The 19,330-nt window shown below is 68.4% G+C and carries 18 protein-coding genes; 4 read left to right on the top strand and 14 right to left on the bottom strand.

The window, feature by feature from the left end:
* Positions 1–4: 4 nt before the first annotated feature.
* From ACFYXF_RS24110 to hemL, 9 genes are all read right to left on the bottom strand, one after another.
* The gene (locus ACFYXF_RS24110; RefSeq protein ID WP_389352200.1) at positions 5–976 is read right to left on the bottom strand and encodes a CU044_5270 family protein; all 972 of its coding nucleotides are present in this window, start codon (positions 974–976) and stop codon (positions 5–7) included.
* Positions 973–1,587: an RNA polymerase sigma factor gene (locus ACFYXF_RS24105; RefSeq protein WP_389352198.1), complete on the bottom strand. Its 615-nt coding sequence runs from the start codon at positions 1,585–1,587 to the stop codon at positions 973–975. The genes ACFYXF_RS24110 and ACFYXF_RS24105 overlap by 4 nt, the downstream gene beginning before the upstream one ends.
* An 84-nt stretch (positions 1,588–1,671) precedes the next feature.
* The gene (gene ccsB, locus ACFYXF_RS24100; RefSeq protein WP_389352196.1) at positions 1,672–2,799 is read right to left on the bottom strand and encodes a c-type cytochrome biogenesis protein CcsB; all 1,128 of its coding nucleotides are present in this window, start codon (positions 2,797–2,799) and stop codon (positions 1,672–1,674) included.
* Positions 2,800–4,503 (bottom strand): cytochrome c biogenesis protein ResB, encoded by a 1,704-nt coding sequence (locus ACFYXF_RS24095; RefSeq protein ID WP_389352194.1) that lies wholly within the window; start codon positions 4,501–4,503, stop codon positions 2,800–2,802.
* A gap of 3 nt (positions 4,504–4,506) precedes the next feature.
* Positions 4,507–5,283 (bottom strand): cytochrome c biogenesis CcdA family protein, encoded by a 777-nt coding sequence (locus ACFYXF_RS24090; RefSeq protein ID WP_389352662.1) that lies wholly within the window; start codon positions 5,281–5,283, stop codon positions 4,507–4,509.
* A 10-nt stretch (positions 5,284–5,293) separates the two neighbouring features.
* Positions 5,294–5,932 carry a TlpA family protein disulfide reductase gene (locus ACFYXF_RS24085; protein WP_389352192.1) on the bottom strand — a complete coding sequence of 213 codons (639 nt, stop codon included), beginning with the start codon at positions 5,930–5,932 and terminating at the stop codon, positions 5,294–5,296.
* A gap of 66 nt (positions 5,933–5,998) precedes the next feature.
* Complete coding sequence (locus ACFYXF_RS24080; RefSeq protein WP_389352190.1) at positions 5,999–7,321, bottom strand: hypothetical protein; 1,323 nt, start codon at positions 7,319–7,321, stop codon at positions 5,999–6,001.
* 110 nt (positions 7,322–7,431) lie between these two features.
* Entirely contained in the window at positions 7,432–8,139 is a 708-nt protein-coding gene (locus ACFYXF_RS24075) for a histidine phosphatase family protein (RefSeq protein WP_389352188.1), read from the bottom strand.
* Complete coding sequence (gene hemL / locus ACFYXF_RS24070) at positions 8,136–9,458, bottom strand: glutamate-1-semialdehyde 2,1-aminomutase (protein ID WP_389352661.1); 1,323 nt, start codon at positions 9,456–9,458, stop codon at positions 8,136–8,138. Before hemL ends, ACFYXF_RS24075 begins: the two co-directional genes overlap by 4 nt.
* A 360-nt stretch (positions 9,459–9,818) precedes the next feature.
* Between hemL and ACFYXF_RS24065 the strand changes: the two genes are divergently transcribed.
* Positions 9,819–10,466: a hypothetical protein gene (locus ACFYXF_RS24065; RefSeq protein WP_389352186.1), complete on the top strand. Its 648-nt coding sequence runs from the start codon at positions 9,819–9,821 to the stop codon at positions 10,464–10,466.
* 72 nt (positions 10,467–10,538) lie between these two features.
* On the opposite strand, the gene ACFYXF_RS24060 is transcribed toward ACFYXF_RS24065, so the two are convergent.
* From ACFYXF_RS24060 to ACFYXF_RS24040, 5 genes are all read right to left on the bottom strand, one after another.
* A complete protein-coding gene (locus ACFYXF_RS24060) occupies positions 10,539–11,189 on the bottom strand; it encodes a LysE family translocator (RefSeq protein WP_389352185.1) in 651 nt (216 codons plus the stop codon).
* A gap of 285 nt (positions 11,190–11,474) precedes the next feature.
* Positions 11,475–12,515, bottom strand: a complete 1,041-nt coding sequence (locus tag ACFYXF_RS24055; RefSeq protein ID WP_389352183.1) for a hypothetical protein — start codon at positions 12,513–12,515, stop codon at positions 11,475–11,477.
* Between the two features lie 127 nt (positions 12,516–12,642).
* Positions 12,643–12,936 (bottom strand): putative quinol monooxygenase, encoded by a 294-nt coding sequence (locus ACFYXF_RS24050; protein WP_389352182.1) that lies wholly within the window; start codon positions 12,934–12,936, stop codon positions 12,643–12,645.
* A gap of 28 nt (positions 12,937–12,964) precedes the next feature.
* Positions 12,965–15,493, bottom strand: coding sequence for a GH32 C-terminal domain-containing protein (locus ACFYXF_RS24045; RefSeq protein WP_389352180.1), 2,529 nt, complete (start codon positions 15,491–15,493; stop codon positions 12,965–12,967).
* A 347-nt stretch (positions 15,494–15,840) separates the two neighbouring features.
* Positions 15,841–16,047 (bottom strand): hypothetical protein, encoded by a 207-nt coding sequence (locus ACFYXF_RS24040; RefSeq protein ID WP_389352178.1) that lies wholly within the window; start codon positions 16,045–16,047, stop codon positions 15,841–15,843.
* A gap of 209 nt (positions 16,048–16,256) precedes the next feature.
* On the opposite strand from ACFYXF_RS24040, the gene ACFYXF_RS24035 reads away from it, so the two are divergent.
* The 3 genes from ACFYXF_RS24035 to ACFYXF_RS24025 all read left to right on the top strand — a co-directional run bounded on the left by ACFYXF_RS24035 (position 16,257) and on the right by ACFYXF_RS24025 (position 19,284).
* Positions 16,257–17,279, top strand: coding sequence for a sugar ABC transporter substrate-binding protein (locus ACFYXF_RS24035; protein WP_389352177.1), 1,023 nt, complete (start codon positions 16,257–16,259; stop codon positions 17,277–17,279).
* A gap of 176 nt (positions 17,280–17,455) precedes the next feature.
* Positions 17,456–18,451: an ABC transporter permease gene (locus tag ACFYXF_RS24030; RefSeq protein WP_389352175.1), complete on the top strand. Its 996-nt coding sequence runs from the start codon at positions 17,456–17,458 to the stop codon at positions 18,449–18,451.
* On the top strand, positions 18,448–19,284 hold the full coding sequence (locus ACFYXF_RS24025; RefSeq protein ID WP_389352173.1) for an ATP-binding cassette domain-containing protein: 837 nt from the start codon (positions 18,448–18,450) through the stop codon (positions 19,282–19,284). Before ACFYXF_RS24030 ends, ACFYXF_RS24025 begins: the two co-directional genes overlap by 4 nt.
* Positions 19,285–19,330: the final 46 nt, after the last annotated feature.

Here is a 19,330-nt window from a genome sequence, read left to right as displayed (position 1 = left end):
CCGCTTACGGGCGTTGGCCGGTCCGGTCGACCACCGCCCGCTCCAGGACCGAGCTGCTGCCCGCCAACTTCCCGTCGTCGAGCAGCCGTTCGCCGAGGAAGGTGTACTTCTTCCTGTCGAAGATCAGCTGCTCCTCCTCGCCGTCGGCGCCGGTCCTGGTGACCGCGATCCCCGTCCGGCCCGCCGCGTCCTTCACGTCCGGGACCACCTCGACGCCCGGGATCTTCGCGGCGGCCCGGTAGAGCGCGGCGCCCACCTTCGGCGGCATCAGGGTCTCCCGGATCAGGTCGCCGAAGAGGACGAAGGCCCGGTAGTCCTTGTCGGGCTGCTCGTTGTCGACCTCCTTGGCGACGGTCTCGTACAGCCAGGCGAGCATCTTGTCGGGGTCGGTCGGCAGCTTGGACAGGGAGCGGTAGCTGGTGGCCGACGGGGTCTTGGGCTTCGGCAGCAGGTCCCCCTCGAAACTCAGTACCTGGTGCTCGTGGCCCTCCTTGTCCTCCTCCAGGAGTCCGTCCCGGACGCCGTCCACCGACAGCCAGGTCTCCCGGTCGTGGACGGGATCCAGCTTCCCGGGCCCGCCGTTGGTGTAGGTCAGGTAGGCGACCCGGCTCTTGATGTAGACGAACTGGTCGTCACGGACACCACTGGGCAGTTCGGTGCCCTCGGCGGCGAGCGCGATGTTCTCCAGCAGGGTCGTCGCCGTCTGAGCGGTCGTCGTGGTCGTGGTCCCCTTGCCACTCGTACCGTCCGCGCCGCCGCCCGGAAGGGCGACGAAGGTGAGCGCGGCGACGGTGGCGACGGCCCCGGCGGTGATCGCGGGCCGCAGCCACGGATTGCGCCGCGCCGCCTTCTTCTCGCCCTCGTGCCGTATGTCGCGCTGGCTGTCGTGCCGGATCTCGGTCATCAGATGCTCCTTGAGGAGTCGGTGACGGGCCGGCGGAAGGTCTCGCTCGGAAAATCCGGGGGATGTGCTCATCGGTTTCCCTCCCTCATGGGCCCGACCGCGGTGATGCGGTCACCTCTCATCTGTCCGCGCCCGGTTGGCGGTTCCAGGTTTTTGACATGTTTCGCGAGCTTTGTACGCGCCCTCGACAGCCGCGACCGTACGGTCCCCACCGGCACCCCCAGCGCCTCGGCCGCCGCCGGGTAGTCGAGCCCCGACCACACGCACAGCGCCAGCACCTCCCGCTCGGGCCGCCGCAGCAGCGCCAACGCGGTCCGTACGAGGGCCAGTTGGTCCGTGTCGTCCAGGCGGCCCGCGACCTCGTCGGCGAAGTCCCGCTCGACCTCGTCCCGGGGCAGCCGGGCGACGGCGGCGGCGTGTCTTCGGGCGGCGCGGCGGGTGTTGCGCGTGACGTTGGTGGCGACGCCGAGCAGCCAGGGCCGCAGCGAGCCGCCCTCCTCGTCGACCTTGGCGCGCAGCCGCCAGGCGTCCAGGAAGGTCAGCGAGACCACGTCCTCGGCCGCCGACCAGTCCCCCGTCAGCCGGAAGGCATGGTTGTAGACGGAGCGCGCGTACGCGTCGAAGAGTTCACCGAAGGCGTCGTGGTCTCCCGCGCGGATCCGTTTCCGCAGATTCGTGTCCACGCCCACTTACCTGTCCGTACGCCGAAGGCCGGTTCCCGTGACCTGAGTCACAGGAACCGGCCTTCGGTACAAGGGAGTTACGGCTCAGACTCCGGCGTACGAGTGCTTGCCGCTGACGAAGATGTTGACGCCGTAGTAGTTGAAGAGGAAGCACGCGAAGGCGATCAGCGCGATGTACGCGGCCTTGCGGCCCTTCCAGCCGGCCGTGGCGCGTGCGTGCAGGTAGGTGGCGTAGGCGACCCAGGTGATGAACGCCCAGGTCTCCTTGGGGTCCCAGCCCCAGTAGCGGCCCCACGCGTCGCCCGCCCAGATCGCGCCCGCGATGATCGTGAACGTCCACAGCGGGAAGACGGCGGCGTTGACGCGGTACGAGAACTTGTCGAGGGACGCGGAGGCGGGCAGCCGTTCCATGACGGAGGTCGCGAAGGTGCCGGGCTTGCCGCCGGACGCGAGCTTGTTCTCGTACGAGTCCTTGAAGAGGTACAGGATCGTGGCGACCGCGCCCACATAGAAGACGGCACCGCAGAGGATCGCCGTGGAGACGTGGATGTACAGCCAGTACGAGTGGAGCGCCGGGACGAGCTGGTCGCTCGCCGTGTACAGGACGGTGACCGCGAGTCCGAGGTCGAGCAGGACGGACGTCACCAGGGGCAGGCCCAGCCAGCGGATGTCCTTCTTCAGCGCGAGGAAGACGAGGTACACGCCCACGGCCGTGGTGGAGAACGTGAGGTTGAACTCGTACATGTTGCCCCACGGCGCCCGCTGCACGGACAGCGCGCGGGCCAGCACCCCGGCGAACTCGACGAGGAACGCGACGACCGTGAGGGACACGGCGATCCGCCCGTAGAGGTCGCCCTGCTCGTCGCCGCCGTGGGCGCCGGGCCCGTCCGGCACGTCCCGGGCCCCGGCGGCGGCCCGTACGACGACCTTCGGCCGCTCCAGTACGGCGGTCCCGCCGGCGTTCTTGACGGTCACCTCCGGCGCCTTCGCACCGGCCGCCCCGGCCGGCTTCGCGGTGAGCGCGGCGGCCGTACGGCTGATCTTGCTGCGGCTGCCGAAGGTCCACTCGGCGATGTAGGTGAAGAAGGCCAGGGTGTAGACGGCCATCGCGGAGTAGATCAGCGTGTTGCTGATGTTCGCGAGGTTCTCGTTGGTCGCGGCGGCGAGAGTCGTCGTGTGGACGAGTTCGGTCGCGGTGGCGAGAGCGGACATTTACTTCTCAGCCCCTTCGGAAGGTACGGCTGTGGGGTCGGGGGTATCGGAGGCAGGGGGTTCGGCATCGGGGGCGCCTGGCGCCTGGTCGTACAGGATTCCGGCGAGGTCGCCGAGTTCCTCGGGCACCTTGGCGGACTCGCTGCGGCCGAGGCCGCCCAGCTCGACGACGGTCACGCCGTCGGAGCCGCGCACCGCCCGCACCCACACCCGTCGGCGCTGGATGAACAGGGAACCGGCGAGGCCGAAGATGGCGACGATCGCGCCGGCGAGCGCCCAGCCGCTGGCGGGCTGCCGGGTGACCTGGAAGTTGGCCCACTCCTGGGTGCCCTCGTAGGTGACCGAGCCGGCGCCGTTCGGGAGGGTCATGGTCTCGCCGGGCTTCAGGTTCTCCCGTACTTCCTTGCCCTTGGCGTCCTTGAACACCTTCATGTGGCTCTTGTCGAGCTGGTACACGCTCTGCGGGATCCCCGCGTTGACCCCGAGGTCGCCGTGGTAGCCGACCAGGTTCAGCACCGGGTTGTCGAGCGCCGGGAACTGCGAGGCGATCTCGTTGCCCGGCACATAGGTGGGCAGGAAGAAGGCCTGGAAGCCGAGCTGTTCCGAGACGCCCTTGGCGTTGCGGTAGCCGTCCATGACCTTGATGGCACCGGAGGAGGTGACGTTCGAGTCGAGGGGCAGCAGGGCCACGGGCTGGCTGTAGACGACCTTGCCCTTGCCGTCGCGGACGGTGATGACGGGCGCGTAGCCGTGGGCGGTGAGATAGACCTTCGAGTCGCCGATCACCAGCGGCTCGTTGACCTTGATGGTGCGCTTCTGGTCCTTGCCGTACGCGCCCACGCTGTAGCTGACGTCGGCCTCGTAGGTGCGCGGGGTGCCGCGGTTGGGCCCGGAGACCTCGTACGTGCCCTTGAAGTCCTTCAGGGTGAAGCTGAAGGGGTCGAGGTCGTCGGTGTCGAAGAGGGTGCCCGACTTGAAGTCGTCGTACTGGGTGAGCGTGTTGGAGAAGCCGTCGCCTTCGAGGATCAGCTTGTTGCCCTCGGACTTGTACAGCTGGCCCCAGGCGAAGGCGGTCAGCATCACGATCAGCGCGATGTGGAAGGCGAGGTTGCCGACCTCGCGCAGATAGCCCTTCTCGGCGGCGACCGCGTCCCCGGCGAGGTGGGCGCGGAAACGGCGCTTCCGCAGCAGTACGAGGGCTGCCTCGCGCACCTGCTCAGGCTCGGTCTCCGTACGCCACGTCGTGTAGGCGGGCAGCCGGGTCAGGCGGCGGGGCGCGCCCGGCGGACGGCTGCGCAGCTGGCCGACGAACTGCCAGGTGCGGGGCACGATGCAGCCGATGAGGGAGATGAACAGCAGGATGTAGATCGCCGAGAACCACACCGAGCTGTAGACGTGGAACAGCCCGAGCTTCTCGTAGATCGGCCCCACGAAGCTGTGCCGCTGCATGAAGTCGGCGACCTTGGTCTCGTCGGTCCCCGACTGCGGGATCAGCGAGCCGGGGATCGCCCCGAGCGACAGCAGGAACAGCAGCAGCAGCGCGACCCGCATCGAGGTGAGCTGCCGCCAGAACCAGCGGAACCAGCCGATGACACCCAGGGCGGGCACACCCGGTGCCTCCTCCTGGGGGGCGGTGGACAGCTGGGAGGCGGCGGCGCCGAGTTCCTGCTCGTCGCTCTTGCTGTCGGCGGTGGTGTTGCTCATGGATCAGATCCCCACAGTGAAGCCGTTGGACCAGGTCTGCATCTCCTGCACAAGACGGTCCCACGCGCCGGTAAGGAGCAGGACACCGGTCAGGATCATCATCGTGCCGCCGATGCGCATGACCCAGACATAGTGGCGCTTGACCCAGCCGAAGGCACCGAGCGCCTTGCGGAAGGCGACCGCCGCGAGCACGAAGGGCACGCCGAGTCCGACGCAGTAGGCGACCGTCAGGATGGCCCCGCGCCCGGCGCTGGCCTGGTCGAAGGCGAGGCTGTTGACGGAGGCGAGGGTCGGGCCGATGCAGGGCGTCCAGCCGATACCGAACAGCGCGCCGAGGACGGGAGCGCCGAGCAGCCCGCTCACCGGCTTCTTGTGGAAGCGGAACTCGCGCTGGGTGAGCCAGGGCATCATGCCCATGAAGAAGATCCCCATGAGGATCATGAGGACGCCGAGCACCTTGGACAGCGTGTCCTGGTGCTCCTGGAGCGTCTGCCCGAAGTACCCGAACAGGGCGCCCGTGGACACGAACACGGCGGTGAACCCGAGCACGAAGAGCGAGGCCCCGGCGACCATCCGCCCCCGGCGGGCGTCACCGAGATCGGTACCGGTCACGCCGGTGACGTACGACAGATAGCCGGGTACGAGGGGCAGCACACACGGCGAGAAGAAGGAGACGAGGCCGCCGAGCAGGGCGATGGGGAGAGCCAGTATCAGGGCGCCGTTCAGCACGGTCTGGTTGGCCTCGGGCACGGAGGCGGCCAGCGTGAGCGCACCGGTGATGCCGGACACGTCACTTCTCCGCGAGGACGGGCTTGAGCATCTTGCGGAGGTTGTCCTCGCTGAGCGCCTGGAGCGTACGCGCGGCGATCTTCCCCTGCCGGTCGAGAATCAGCGTGGAGGGGATGGCCTGCGGGTTGAGCGTGCCCTTCTTGAAGCGGAGCATCAGCTTGCCCGTCGGGTCGTACAGACTCGGGTACGTGACCCCGTACTGCTTCTCGAAGGCGACCGCCGGACCGGTGCTGGTGTCACGGGTGTTGATCCCGACGAACTCGACGCCCTGGTCCTTGAGGTCGGCGGAGACGGCGACGAAGTTCTTCGCCTCCAGCCGGCAGGGCCCGCACCACGAACCCCAGACATTTATGACGACGACCTTGCCCTTGTAGTCGGCGACGTCGAGCTGCTTGCCGTCGATGGTCGGGCCGGAGAGATCGGGGGCGGCGACCCGCTCGCCCTTGGCGACGGTCGCGATGCCGTCGGTCCCGGTAACGAAGTTGGTGTCGCCCGAGCCCCCGGACGTACCACCGGAACCGCACGCGGTCAGGGCGAACGCGGAGGCGACGACCGTGGCGGTGAGCGCCATGGCCCTGCGGCTACTGACATGGCCACGGGGACGGTTCGAGGAGAGGGGGGCGCGGCTGGCGGCACTCATGTGAAAAGTTTCGCATGTCCGTTCCGAGGATCTTGCGCACCCCCCTTGCGGGCGTAAACCCGCATTTCAGGCGGCGTTTCCGGTGCTCGACGGGGAGGCCGTCCCGGCAGCCTTCCCGGCATCGGCGAGGAACTCCTTCCAGCCACCCACCGGCTGCGTCCCGACATCGAGGGTCCGCAGCTTCTCCAGCACCTCGGGCTTCTGTACGTCCATCCAGTCGACGTACTGCCGGAACGAGACGAGCCTGACGTCCTCACCCTTCTCCCTCTCCCGCGCGATGTGCTTGAGGGCGGCCTCGACGGCGTCCATGTAGATGCCGCCGTTCCAGTGCTCGAAGTGGTTGCCGATGAAGAAGGGGGCGCGGTTCGTCTCGTACGCCCGCTGGAAACCGGCGATGTAGGCGCCGGCCGCCTGCTCGCGCCAGGCCGGGTAGTTGTAGGCGGGCGCGTTGGTCGAGTTGATCGACTGGTTGGCGAGCATGTTGTAGTCCATGGACAGGACCTCGAACTGGCGGCCGGGGAAAGGTATCGCCTGGAGGGGCAGATCCCAGACGCCGTCCGTCTTCGTGGGCCACACCTGACGGCCGCCGGGCGAGGAGGCGTCGTAGCGCCAGCCGAGTTCACGGGCGGTGGGCAGCAGGTTGTCCTGCCCGAGGAGACAGGGCGTACGACCGCCGATCAGCTCCTTGTCGTAGTCGAAGGGGAGGGCGGGCAGGTCGGTCCACCCGGTGTTGGTGCGCCACTCCTTGACGAACCCCTTGGCCTGGTCGATCTCGCTGCGCCACTGCTGGGGCGTCCAGTTGGCGACCGTGCCGTAGCCGGAGCAGAAGTGGCCGTTGAAGTGGGTGCCTATCTCGTGGCCGTCGAGCCAGGCCTGGCGGACGTTGGTGAGGGTCGCCTTGACGTGCTCGTCGGTGAGGTAGCCGATGTCGGAGGCGCCGGGGGCGTTGTTCGGCGGGAGGTACTTGCGCTTCTGCGACTCGGGGAGGAGGTAGAGCCCGGAGAGGAAGAAGGTCATGTGGGCGCCGTGGGTCCTGGCCAGCTCCAGAAAGCGCGGGAAGAGCCCGTTGCCGACCTCGCCCGCTCCGTCCCAGGAGAAGATCACGAACTGGGGCGGGGTCTGGCCGGGCTCCAGCGGTACGGGCTTGGCGGGCTGGTGGGGCTGCTTGCCGGTGAAGGAGGTGGAGCCGTCGCCGATGGGCTTGGCGGTGGAGGTGGCGGTGGGCGACGGCTTGCCGGAAGGTCGGCCGTCGCTGGAACCTCCGGACCCTCCCGACCCCTCTTGCAGGACGGTCCCGCAGCCGGCGGTACCGAGCGCGGCGGCGGCCCCGAGGCCGAGGCCGAGCGCACCTCGCCGGCTGAAGCCGGCGGCACCCTTCTTGACGTGCATGTGTTCCCCATCCGTCGTACCCGCTGGTGGTCACCCAGTCAGAGGGCACGACGAATGGGGAGGTTCCTCCTGTTGTTACGCAGTTCGGAACAATTGCAACAACTGTGTCACTACGCCCCGAAGGCCTTGTCCTTCCCCTTCACCGGCTTGGCGCCGGCGAGGAGATGGGCGGGGACGAGGTCGCGGGCGGGCTCGCTGTAGCCGACGGACACGATCTTGTCGCCGCGGTAGGTGAAGCTGGTGAGGGAGGCGAGCGTGCACTGCCGCTTGCGGGGGTCGTGCCACAGGCGCCGCCGCTCCACATAGCTGCGCACGATCCAGATCGGCAGCTGGTGACTGACGAGCACGGCCTCGTGCCCACGGGCGGCGTCCTTGGCGGCGTCCAGCGCCCCCATCATCCGTACGACCTGATCGACGTACGGCTCCCCCCAGGACGGCTTGAACGGGTTGACCAGGTGCTTCCAGTTCTCGGGCCGCTTGAGGGCGCCGTCGCCGACGCCGAAGGTCTTGCCCTGGAAGACGTTGTCGGCCTCGATGAGCCGCTCGTCGGAGGCGAGATCGAGGCCGTGCGCCTTGGCGATGGGCGTCGCGGTCTCCTGCGCCCGCTCCAGCGGGGAGGCGCCGACGTGCGTGACGTCACGGGAGGCGAGGTGCTCGGCGACGCGGTCGGCCATGCGGCGCCCGAGGTCGGAGAGGTGGTAGCCGGCGAGCCGCCCGTACAACACCCCGTCGGGGTTGGCGACTTCGCCGTGCCGCATGAGGTGGACGACGGTGATGTCGCTGTCGGAGTTGTTCGTCTGATTGCTGATGTCGCTCATGCTGCCGTGGCCTCCGCCGCCGCACGGGCCGCCGCCGGGAGGGCGTCGGCGATTTTCTGGATGGCCCGCTCGTCGTGCGCGGTGGAGACGAACCAGGACTCGAAGGACGAGGGCGGGAGGTAGACGCCGCTCGCCAGCATGGAGTGGAAGAACGCGGTGAATCGGAACGACTCCTGCGCCTTGGCGCCCTCGTAGTCGCGCACGGGCTGGTCGGTGAAGAACACGGAGAACATGTTGGAGGCGTTCTGCACGGTGTGCGCGACGCCTTCCTTGCTCAGCGCGTCGGAGACCAGTGTCTGGAGTTGCGCGGAGACGGCGTCGACGGTGACGTACGCGGCCTCGTCGAGCAGCCGCAGCTGGGCGAGCCCGGCGGCGGTGGCGACGGGGTTACCGGAGAGGGTGCCGGCCTGGTAGACGGGCCCGGCGGGAGCGAGGTGGGCCATGACATCGGCCCGCCCACCGAAGGCGGCGGCGGGGAATCCCCCGCCCATGACCTTGCCGAAGGTCATGAGATCGGGCCGTACGCCGTCGATCCCGAACCACCCGCTACGACTGGTCCGGAACCCGGTCATGACCTCGTCGGAGACGTAGAGCGCGCCGTTGGCGGCACAAGCGTCCTTGAGCCCCTGATTGAACCCGGGCAGGGGCGGTACGACGCCCATGTTGCCCGGGGAGGCCTCGGTGATGAGGCAGGCGATCTCGCCGGGGTGCGCGGCGAAGGCGGCGTGCACGGCGTCGAGGTCGTTGTAGGGGAGCACGATGGTGTCGCCGGCCTGGGCACCGGTGACGCCGGGGGTGTCGGGCAGCGCGAACGTGGCGACACCGGACCCGGCGGCGGCGAGCAGCGAGTCGACGTGACCGTGGTAACACCCGGCGAACTTGATCACCTTGGCGCGCCTGGTGAAGCCGCGGGCGAGGCGAATGGCGGACATGGTGGCCTCGGTGCCACTGGAGACGAGCCGCACCTGCTCAAGGGGATCGATCCTCTCGACCATCTCCTCGGCGAGAGCGACCTCCCCCTCCCCCGGCGTACCGAAGGAGGTGCCGCGCGAGACGGCGTCCTGGACGGCGGCGATGACCTCGGGGCGGGAGTGGCCTAGGATCATCGGCCCCCAGGAGCAGACGAGGTCGACGTATTCGCGCCCGTCGGCGTCGGTGAGATATGGGCCACGCCCCGACACCATGAACCGGGGCGTACCCCCCACGGCACGGAAGGCACGCACCGGCGAGTTGACTCCGCCGGGTGTGACGGCCGTCGCACGGTCGAAGAGGCCCTGCGAGACGGGCGCTTCATATGAATAGGGCAACCCACCAGCCATCCCGCTGGCTGCCCCGCTAGACATTTCGCTAGACGTTTCGCTCATGACCTGCGACTTCTCCGACTTCTCGGACTCCGGTTGCCAGTGACCCCCTCAGGGTAGGCGGCCGGACAGCGGCCCGTCGGCCCCACCCGTCTGCGAAACTGGGACCGAACACACACAGGGACACACAGAGACACACGGCTCATCTGCCCGTACATACGGACGATGGGCGGACGATGGTGTTCAGAGGCTGCGAAGATCCTGCGGACAGGTGTTTCAACGCACGTTTCGGCGGGCGGACGTGGGGGAGGTCACTGACACGATGATCGGGTTGCGCGGAGGGGTTCGCGCGTCCTAGAAAAGCAGTCGGGTGGAGATATGCATCGCGGTGGCGGACTGGGCGAGGGGACCGACGACCTGGGTCCTCGACGTGCGCAGCGGGGAAGGCACCGACGCGACGTGGAGGAAGCGGCAGAAGCGGCACGGCAGGGAACGGGTCCTGGGCAGGGCCCGGGATCGAACGGTGTGCCCGAGGGCCTCGACCGGAGGGTCGAGCGGCTCCGGGCGGCGAGCGGGAATGGTGGTCGGGTGGGGGTGACGTACAAATACTTCGGCGCGCCGGACGGCGCCACGGCAGCCCGCGTCCCGATCTCGATGCGCCCCGAGGAACTCGGCGGCGACGAACTCGGCATGAACGGCATGTTCACCAAGATCAAGCCCGAGACGATGGCCGCGATGGTCCTCACGGGCATCGAGGGCGTCCCCCTCAACAAGGTGCCGCCGCTGGAACTGGTCGTGCTGCATCCGGACTACGCGGTGGTGAAACTCCCGATGACGGTCGTCGACCCGTTGCGGGGCATCGGCGAGGAGGCGGTGGGCGCGGCGGCGTTCATCTGGTCGACGGTGCCGGACCGGGGCGGGCCTCGGGATGCGTTCAATGTGTATCAACTGCTGCATGAGTGGCAGGACTTCTCGCATCGGCTGCATGAGGCGGGGCATCAGCCTTATTGCCTTGTTTGGCCGTGAGCCGGGGGTTGGTGAGTAGGTAGCGGGCGAGGTCTTCGGGCCTCGCCCTTTTCCGTGCCGCTTCTACGTCTTCTACGTCGTCCCCCGGTCGTCCAGCGCCAGGCGTACCGCGAAGGTCGCGATGACCGTGCCGGTCACCCGGTCCAGGGCCCGGCGGACGTGGGCTCTGCGGAGCCAGGTGCCCAGGGCGGACACGGAGATGATGAGGACGCTGCACCAGAGGACGGCGACGACTATGTGGACGGCGGTCAGGAGCAGGCCCGTCGAGAGGTGCGGGGCGCCGGCGGGGATGAACTGGGGCAGGACCGCGACGTAGAAGACGCCCATCTTGGGGTTGAGGAGGTTGGTCAGGGTTCCCTGGCGCCAGCCGCCGGCCAAGGTGTCGTCGTCGCCGGTCACGGCCTCGTCGGGGGTGGTGTCCGTGGGGCGAGCGCGGAAGGTGGCGTGGATCATGCGGGCGGCCATCCACAGCAGGTAGGCCGCGCCGGCCCAGCGCAGGATCTCGTACAGGATGTGGGACGCGGTCACCAGGGCGGTCACACCGAGCGAGGTCAGCGTGCCCCAGACGACCGTGCCGGTCTGGATGCCCAGCACCACCCCCCAGGCGCGGGTGCGGCGGCCGACGGCCGCGGTGCGCAGGATGACCGCCGTGTCCAGGCCGGGGGTGACGACGAGCAGCCCGACGACCAGGGCGAAGGACCACAGCGCGGTGCTCATTGTCATGCGGGACCACCTCGGGGCTCTGTGGATCGACTCGGAGTCCGGCGGTTGTGGATGCTGCCATGGGTTGGTTACGGGCGGATATCAGCCACGCGAGGCTGGGGACGCTCAGCGTCACCTGCTCGCGGGTGTCCGTCTCGACCGGCGGTTCGCCCTCGTGCTCGGCCAACAGGGTCCTGCGGAGCCGGAGTTGGGACAGGCAGATGAACGCGTGGACGAAGAGGGCGACCGCGCCGGCGGAGTTCATGCCCGGGAGACAGTTCCCAGACTGAAGGAAGCCGCTCCTACCTACCCTGGCGTTGCCGGAGTGTCATCGGGATCACCCGGGCCATACACATCGGCGGAGCTGTCACTGGAGATCACAGTGCTACCGCCGGCGCGTAGCGGTACAGGAATCGCGTCCAGCCGTGCCAGGGAGGGATCGTTCACCTGGCCGGCTGCCAACGCCCACGCGACGCCTTGCTCCGCCTCCGTACGCGCCGCCACACCGACATAGATCAAGACAATCAGGAACGGCAGGGCCAGCAGACACCAGGGGGTCCAACGGACCGCCAGGACGACACAGGCCGCGGCCAAGGGGCCGAACATCGCGATACGGAAGTCGGCTTCGGACTGGAGCCGGTCGTGTTCCAGTGCGACAGGCTCCGCCGAACCACGCAGGCGCAGAATGATGTCATAGCGGTCCGCCTTCAACTGATCGGCCAGCGTCTCGGCGTCGACCACCTGGCGGACAAGCCAGTGGCGAGTCCAGCCGCGGGTGAGCGCGTGGGTTTCCCACTCGGCCTTTGTCCGAGCCGGTAGATCTGCGGGAGGATCGGCCAGCAACTGGTCGAGGAGTTGGCTGCGGAACACCGCGTCATGACTGAACCTCTCCGCGAGCCGGCTGACAACCGCGTCGCCGAGTGCCTCGTCGCCTTGGTTCTCCCGGCGATCGCCAGGGGTTACGGGCGCGATCGGAGTACGACGCAGGGCAGCCCCGACCGCGTATGTGACGCTCAGACCCAGCCTCGTCGCGATCACACCGACGAGGTAGGCGATCACGCTGACGGCGATTCCCACCGCGACGAGCCCTACGGCGTGCGCCAGCCGGTACAGATCTGACAGGACCCCCCGCGCATTCCCTGGCTCGGGCACTCGATGGCCGACAGCGAGCCACAACACGACCAACCACGTATACCCCACAGCGAGAGGAGTACGAATCTCCCGCACTCCCGGCAACAGAGCGGCCAGCATGCGGCAATTCTCACTGAAACCGCATTGTCCGAAAAGGCCCTGACGTGCCATCACCGGTGGCTGGTCGAGGGGATCGGAAGACCGCAGATCGGTCACGATCGCAGCAGGACGCGGGTGCGAAGGAGCCGGAAGGAGCCGCGGCCGTACATCTGCCGCTTGATCGTCACAGCGTCCCGGTCCTGGCGCAGGAATCCGGCGAAGCGCCGTACCGGACCAGGTCAGGTCAGGTCACCGGGTCGAGGAACGTCAGCACCGAGGCGTCCTCCTCGATCAGCGGGGCGAGGACCGCGTTGAACGGGCCGCCGTACGGAGCCTTCAGGTGCGTCTGGAAGGCGTCCTCGTCGCGGTACGCCTCGAAGATCCAGAAGGCGCGTGGGGCGGCTGCCTTGGTGTAGACGTCGAAGGCGAGGTTGCCTTCTTCCTCGCGCACCTTCAGGGCGTAGTCGCCGATCAGGCGGGCGACCTCGTCCTCCGCTCCCTCGCGGGCGGTGAACTCGGCCAGCAGGGTCTTCTTCACAGTTTCGTGTCCTTGTCCGTTGCGGGTGTCACTCGTGGGCCGAGTCGAGCTGCCAGACCTCGGCCTCGTCCAGCTTCACCGAGCCGTTCTCGGCGAAGATCTGCACCCCCTCGCTGGCGGGGTCGGGGAAGATCTGGTCGGTGATCACGGCTTCGCCGCTGCCGCCGAAGACCTCCACGGAGGACCAGTCGACGAGGATGCGCAGCTTGACCTTGCCGTTCTCCGCCTTCAGAGGTGCGGTCTGGACTCCGGGGAAGGTGCTGTCGAAGTCGACGGCACCGGAGTGGGTGCGGTCGACGTACAACTCCTGTGTCGTGGTGTCGTAGCCGATGACGGTCTCCTCGCCGTCGGCGCCGGTACGCACCTTCAGGCCGAAGCGGTCGGCGTCCGCGAGGGAGAAGGTCGCCTCGATGTCGAGGGCCTTGCCCTGGACCGCGGGGTCGGTCAGGGGCTGAGAGGTGTTCGTGACGGTGACACCGGCCGCGGTCGCCGGGGGCTCCTGTCGCAGGGACGTCACGCTGTCCACCGGCTCGCTGGTCAGCCGGATCCGGCCGTCGACCGTACGGAGGGCCATCTCCCGGGGGACGCTCTGCGCACCGCGCCAGGGGGAGGTCGGGATCGCGCCGCCGTAGTCCCAGTTGTTCATCCAGCCGACCATGTACCGCTTGCCGTCCGGCGCGTCCTCCCAGGACACGGCCGCGTAGTAGTCCTTGCCGTAGTCGGCCCAGTCGGCGCGCTGTACGACGGACTTGGCGGCGGTGTCGGCTTCGGTGAACCGGTCGGCCAGGATGTGGCCCCAGCCGGTGGTGTTCATGTCGACGAGTTGGATCCGCGCCTGCTTGCCCGCGTAGGGGCGCAGGTCGAAGGAGGCCCAGTCCAGGGTCTCGCTGTTGGCTCCGGTGGCGCTCCGGACGACCTTGCCGTCGACGATCAGGTTGACGGACGTCTCCTGGGAGACGGGCTGGGCCCGGGTGTCGGAGAGCGTGATGTGGTCGACGTTGAGGTGGCCCCAGCCGCCGGTGTTGTCGTCGACGATCCTGATCCGCGCCTGCTTGCCGGCGAGGTCCTTGACGTCCCAGGAGGCCCAGTTGAGCGCCTCGGCGTCCTTTCCGGTGGCGCTGCGGACCACGTTGCCGTCGACGAGCAGTTCGATCGCGGTCGGGTTGTCGGAGCCGGCGGGGTGGTTGCCGCCGCCCACAAGGAAGTTGACGTAGTCCTTGTCGATGGTGAACTCGGGCGAGGTGAGGGTGCCGGTGGTGGAGTCGCCGTGCAGATAGCTGTTGACCAGGCCGTTGCCCAGGAAGCCGGAGACCGCCTGCTGGTCGGGGAGGGTGCCGGTGGCCGGTGCGGTGCCGAAGGCGGTCCCGGTCGTCGTCCAGCCGCCGTACGTGCCGCCCTCGAAGTCGGCGAGGAGCGTGCCGTCCACGTGCGGATGCCGGCCGCCGCCGACCTTGAAGTTCAGGTACTCGCTGTCGACGGTGAAGGAGGGCGAGGTCAGGGTGCCGGTGGTGGCGTCACCCGAGTGGAAGCTGTTGGCGAGGCCCTTGCCGTCGAAGCCGTCGACGGGGCTCTGACCGTCCAGCGCCCCGGCTGCCGGTCCGCCGCCGAAGGCGGTGCCGGTCGTCGTCCACGTACCGAAGTCCGTGGCCTCGAAGTCCTGCATCACCGTGCCGGTGGGCGGGGTGTACGTGTCCTTGTCGTCGGCGGTGAACTTCTCGCCGTCGAAGTCGCCGACGAAGTACTGGGCGGCCGAACCGCCCGCGATACCACCGGGGTTGATGTTGACGACCAGGACCCACTTGATGTTGTTCGTGTCCCCGTCGACCGCGAGGGGGAACAGGTCCGGGCACTCCCACACCCCGCCCGTCGCGCCCGCCGGGCCGAACTCGCTCCGCAGGCTCCAGTCCTTGAGGTTCTTGGACGAGTAGAACCGCACCTTGTGCTCGGCGGACATCGACACCGTCATCAGCCAGCTCTTCGTCGGTTCGTACCACTGGACCTTCGGGTCGCGGAAGTCCCTGGAGCCGATGTCGAGCACGGGATTGCCCTGGTACTTCGTCCAGGTACGGCCGCGGTCGGTGCTGTAGGCGAGCGACTGGGCCTGGATGCCCGTCGTTTTGTTGTGGCTGGTGTAGATCGCCACCATCGCCGGGTTCTCCGTCGTGCCGAAGCCGGTGGTGTTGTCCCGGTCGACGACCGCGCTGCCGGAGAACACCATCTCGTTGGCGTCGTACGAGAGGGCGAGCGGGAGTTCCGTCCAGTGGACGAGGTCCGTGCTGACCGCGTGGCCCCAGGACATGTCGCCCCACGAGTTGCCGTTTGGGTTGTACTGGTAGAAGAGGTGGTACTCGCCCTCGTAGTACACGAGACCGTTGGGGTCGTTCATCCAGTTCTGTTGCGGCGTGAAGTGGAACTGGGGCCGGTAGGTCTCGGCGTACGGCGCGGTGTCGGCGGCTACCGCCTGGGGGGCGAGCGGGGTTGCGGACAGGGCGCAGACCGTCGCCACCGCCGCGATCGTCCGTATGCGGGCATGCCGGGATACACGTCCAGCGCTCATGGGCTCTCCTGTGCTACGGCCGTTCCGCGCAGCGAAGCCCTGTTGCCCGGCGCGGACCCGGCCGCTGAAGTAGCGCCTCGCCGGTGCCGTCGTCCCACGGCACCGGTTCCGGCGAGGAGTGTCATCGTTGACTTGAGTCATCGATGACATCGAGTGGCCCGATGATGGAGGCAATCCGGGCGGTGCGTCAACGGTTCGGCCGCGATGGCCTGTTGGGCGGCAGGCTTCCTCGATTGTTCTCGCCCCCGCCGCCCCTACCCGTTCCCATCCCTGGGGGCTGCGCCCCCAGACCCCCCTTTGTCCTCAAACGCCGGACGGGCCGAGATGCCTGGGCTCGCGCTGAAAGATCAAGCCCCGGCCGGCACCATCCAGCCTCTCCAGCATTTGAGGAGCGGGGGTTCGGCGGCAGCGCCCCGAGGAAGGGGCTGCACCGCCGTATTCGCAGGTCCGCCGACCGGCAGAACGCGGAGGCCGAGTTCGTTCGAGGTGCTCGCGGGTTCGGCGAAGGTGTCCGCGACGCGCTCCCCCAGGGCGGTGATCCGACGCGGGCTCATGACTGCTCTTCTCTGACGGACAGTCACAGTGGGCGCCCGCCACGCGTGTTTGCCGATTTGTGACGTGCGCGGGGCATTGACGTTTCCGGGAAGCGGAGTCCATCATCCTCGCCAGGCAGTGTCAACGATGACATAAGTCAACGATGACACCCCGGGCGGCGTGCTCCGATCCCAACTCCGTGCCGCTCGCTATCCCACAGGAGCCGATGATGTCTCGTACCACTCGCCTGTCCTCCTCCCTCCTCAGAGTCGCCGCCGTTTCGGGCGTCGCGGCCCTCACCCTGACGGCCTGCGGGTCCGGCTCCGGATCGGGCTCGTCGAGTTCCGGCTCGGGTTCGGGCGAGGTCAAGGTCGGTCTGATCACCAAGACCGACACCAACCCGTTCTTCGTGAAGATGAAGGAGGGCGCGGAGAAGGCCGCCAAGGAGAACGGCGCCCAACTGTCCACCGCCGCAGGCAAGTTCGACGGGGACAACGCCGGGCAGGTCACCGCCATCGAGAACATGGTCGCCGCCGGGGTCAAGGGCATCCTGATCACCCCGAGCGACTCCAAGGCGATCGTGCCCGCGATCGAGAAGGCCCGCGCCAAGGGCGTTCTGGTCATCGCCCTGGACACCCCGACCGAGCCGGAGAGCGCCGTCGACGCCCTCTTCGCCACCGACAACCTCAAGGCCGGTGAGCTGATCGGCGAGTACGCCAAGGCCGCGATGGCGGGCAAGACGGCGAAGATAGCCGCGCTCGACCTCGCGCCGGGCGTCTCCGTCGGCGTCCAGCGCCACGACGGTTTCCTGAAGGGCTTCGGCGCCACCGACAAGGACGTCGTGTGCGCCCAGGACACGGGCGGCGACCAGGCCAAGGGCCAGACGGCGATGGAGAACTGTCTCCAGAAGGAGCCGGACATCAACGTCGTCTACACCATCAACGAGCCGGCCGCGCTGGGCGCGTACACCGCGCTGAAGGCCAAGGGCCGGGAGAAGGACGTACTCATCGTCTCCGTCGACGGCGGCTGCACCGGCACCCAGGCCGTCAAGGACGGCAAGATCGCGGCGACTTCGCAGCAGTATCCGCTGAAGATGGCGGAGGAGGGCGTCAAGGCGGTCGTGGCGTATGCCAAGGACGGCACGAAGGCGTCCGGTTACACGGACACCGGGGTCACGTTGATCAGTGACAAGGCTCAGGACGGGGTGGCGTCCAAGGACACCGCTTATGGCCTGGAGAACTGCTGGGGCTGAGCGGGGCGCTCCGCTGGGGGGCGCGGTGTTTGGCTGCGGGCCCGGTGGGGGCTGGTCGCGCAGTTCCCCGCGCCCCTGTCGGGGGCGCTGTCGCGCCACCCGACATCGCCCCCCCGGCCAGCGTCCCCCGCCCCCGTCTCCCGACCCGGCCATCTGTCTTCCGACAAGGACTTCGCATGACAGCCACCATCACCCCGTACTCGGAGCTCAAAGCGCCAAGTACGGCCCGCAGACTGCTCACCGCGCCGACCACCGGACCTCTGGTCGCCCTTCTCCTGGCCTGTGCCTTCTTCTCGATCTCGACCGATCAGTTCCTGACCGGTGGGAACTTCTCGCTGATCGTGCAGCAGGTCATGGTCGTGGGTACTCTCGCCATCGGGCAGACCCTGATCATCCTGACCGCCGGCATCGACCTGTCGTGCGGGGCGGTGATGGCGTTCGGCAGCATCGTGATCGCCAAGATGGCCGCCGAGGGGTCGCTGCCGCCGCTGGTCGCCATCGCGCTCGGCATCGCCGTCTGCGGCGGGTTCGGGCTGGTCAACGGGCTGTTGGTGCAGAAGATCCCGCTGCCGCCGTTCATCGTCACCCTCGGCATGCTCAACGTGGCGTTCGCGCTGACCCACATCTACTCCGAGGAGCAGACGGTCAGCAATCTGCCGGGCCCGCTGACCGCCCTCGGCGAGACCTTCCCCCTCGGCCACACCGACATCACCTACGGCTCCCTCGTCACCATCGCCCTGTTCCTGATCTTCGCCTACTCGCTGAGCAGCACCGGCTGGGGCCGGCACGTGTACGCCCTGGGCAACAGCGCCGAGGCCGCCCGGCTGAACGGCATCCGTACGTCCCGTCTCACCATCGGCATCTACACCGTGGCCGGCCTGCTGTACGGCATCGCGGCCCTGCTGCTCATCTCCCGTACCGGGGTGGGCGATCCGCAGGCGGGGCAGACCGACAACCTCGACAGCATCACGGCCGTGGTCCTCGGCGGTACGAGCCTCTTCGGGGGACGCGGGTCGGTCCTGGGCACCTTCATCGGCGTCCTCATCGTCGGTGTGTTCCGCAACGGGCTCCAGTTGATGGGCGTCGCGTCCATCTACCAGACCCTGATCACCGGGGTCCTGGTGATCCTCGCGGTGACCGTCGACCAGCTCTCCCGGAAGAAGGCCCGATGACCGCCACCGGAACCCCCACCCCTGTTCTTCAGGCCCGCGGTCTGTTCAAGCGGTACGGACAGGTCACCGCCATCGACGGCGCCGACTTCGACCTGCTGCCCGGGGAGGTCCTCGCCGTCATCGGGGACAACGGCGCCGGCAAGACCAGCCTGATCAAGGCCCTCACCGGAGCGGTGACCCCGGACGCGGGCGAGATACGGCTCAACGGCGAGCCCATCACATTCTCCGGGCCGCAAAGTGCGCGCGCCCACGGCATCGAGACGGTCTACCAGGACCTCGCCGTGGCCGCGTCCATGGACATCGCCTCGAACGTGTTCCTCGGGCGCGAGCTCCGCCGCCCCGGCGTCCTCGGCAGTGTCTTCCGCATGCTCGACAAGAAGCGCATGCGTCAGGAGGCCGCCGAGCACATGGCCGATCTGAAGATCGGTCTGCGCTCGCTGACCCAGTCGGTGGAGACCCTCTCCGGCGGTCAGCGGCAGGCCGTCGCGGTCGCCCGTTCCGTCGCCTGGGCCAGCTCCGTCGTCGTCATGGACGAGCCCACCGCCGCGCTCGGCGTCAAGGAGTCCGGCCAGGTCCTCGACCTGATCCGCCGGGTCCGGGACAAGGGCATGCCGGTCGTCCTGATCAGCCACAACATGCCGCACGTCTTCGAGATCGCCGACCGGATCCACGTCCACCGGCTCGGCCGGCGGGCCGCCGTGATCAAGCCCTCCGACTACTCCATGGCCGAGGTCGTCGCCATCATGACCGGCGCTCTCTCCGTCGACGCGGCCGGAGATACTGTCGTAGCGGATTCCGAGGCGGCGAAGGCCGCGGGAGTCCAGGCCACCTGACAGCACGACCCAGCTCTCGTGGTTTCCGGCCGAGGCCGCGGCCGGA

The organism is Streptomyces sp. NPDC002680 (assembly GCF_042889145.1).
In the GTDB taxonomy this organism is placed as follows: Bacteria; Actinomycetota; Actinomycetes; order Streptomycetales; family Streptomycetaceae; genus Streptomyces; species Streptomyces adonidis.
The sequence above is the reverse complement of the archived record's forward strand: the minus strand, read 5'-3'. Positions and strand labels throughout refer to the sequence as shown.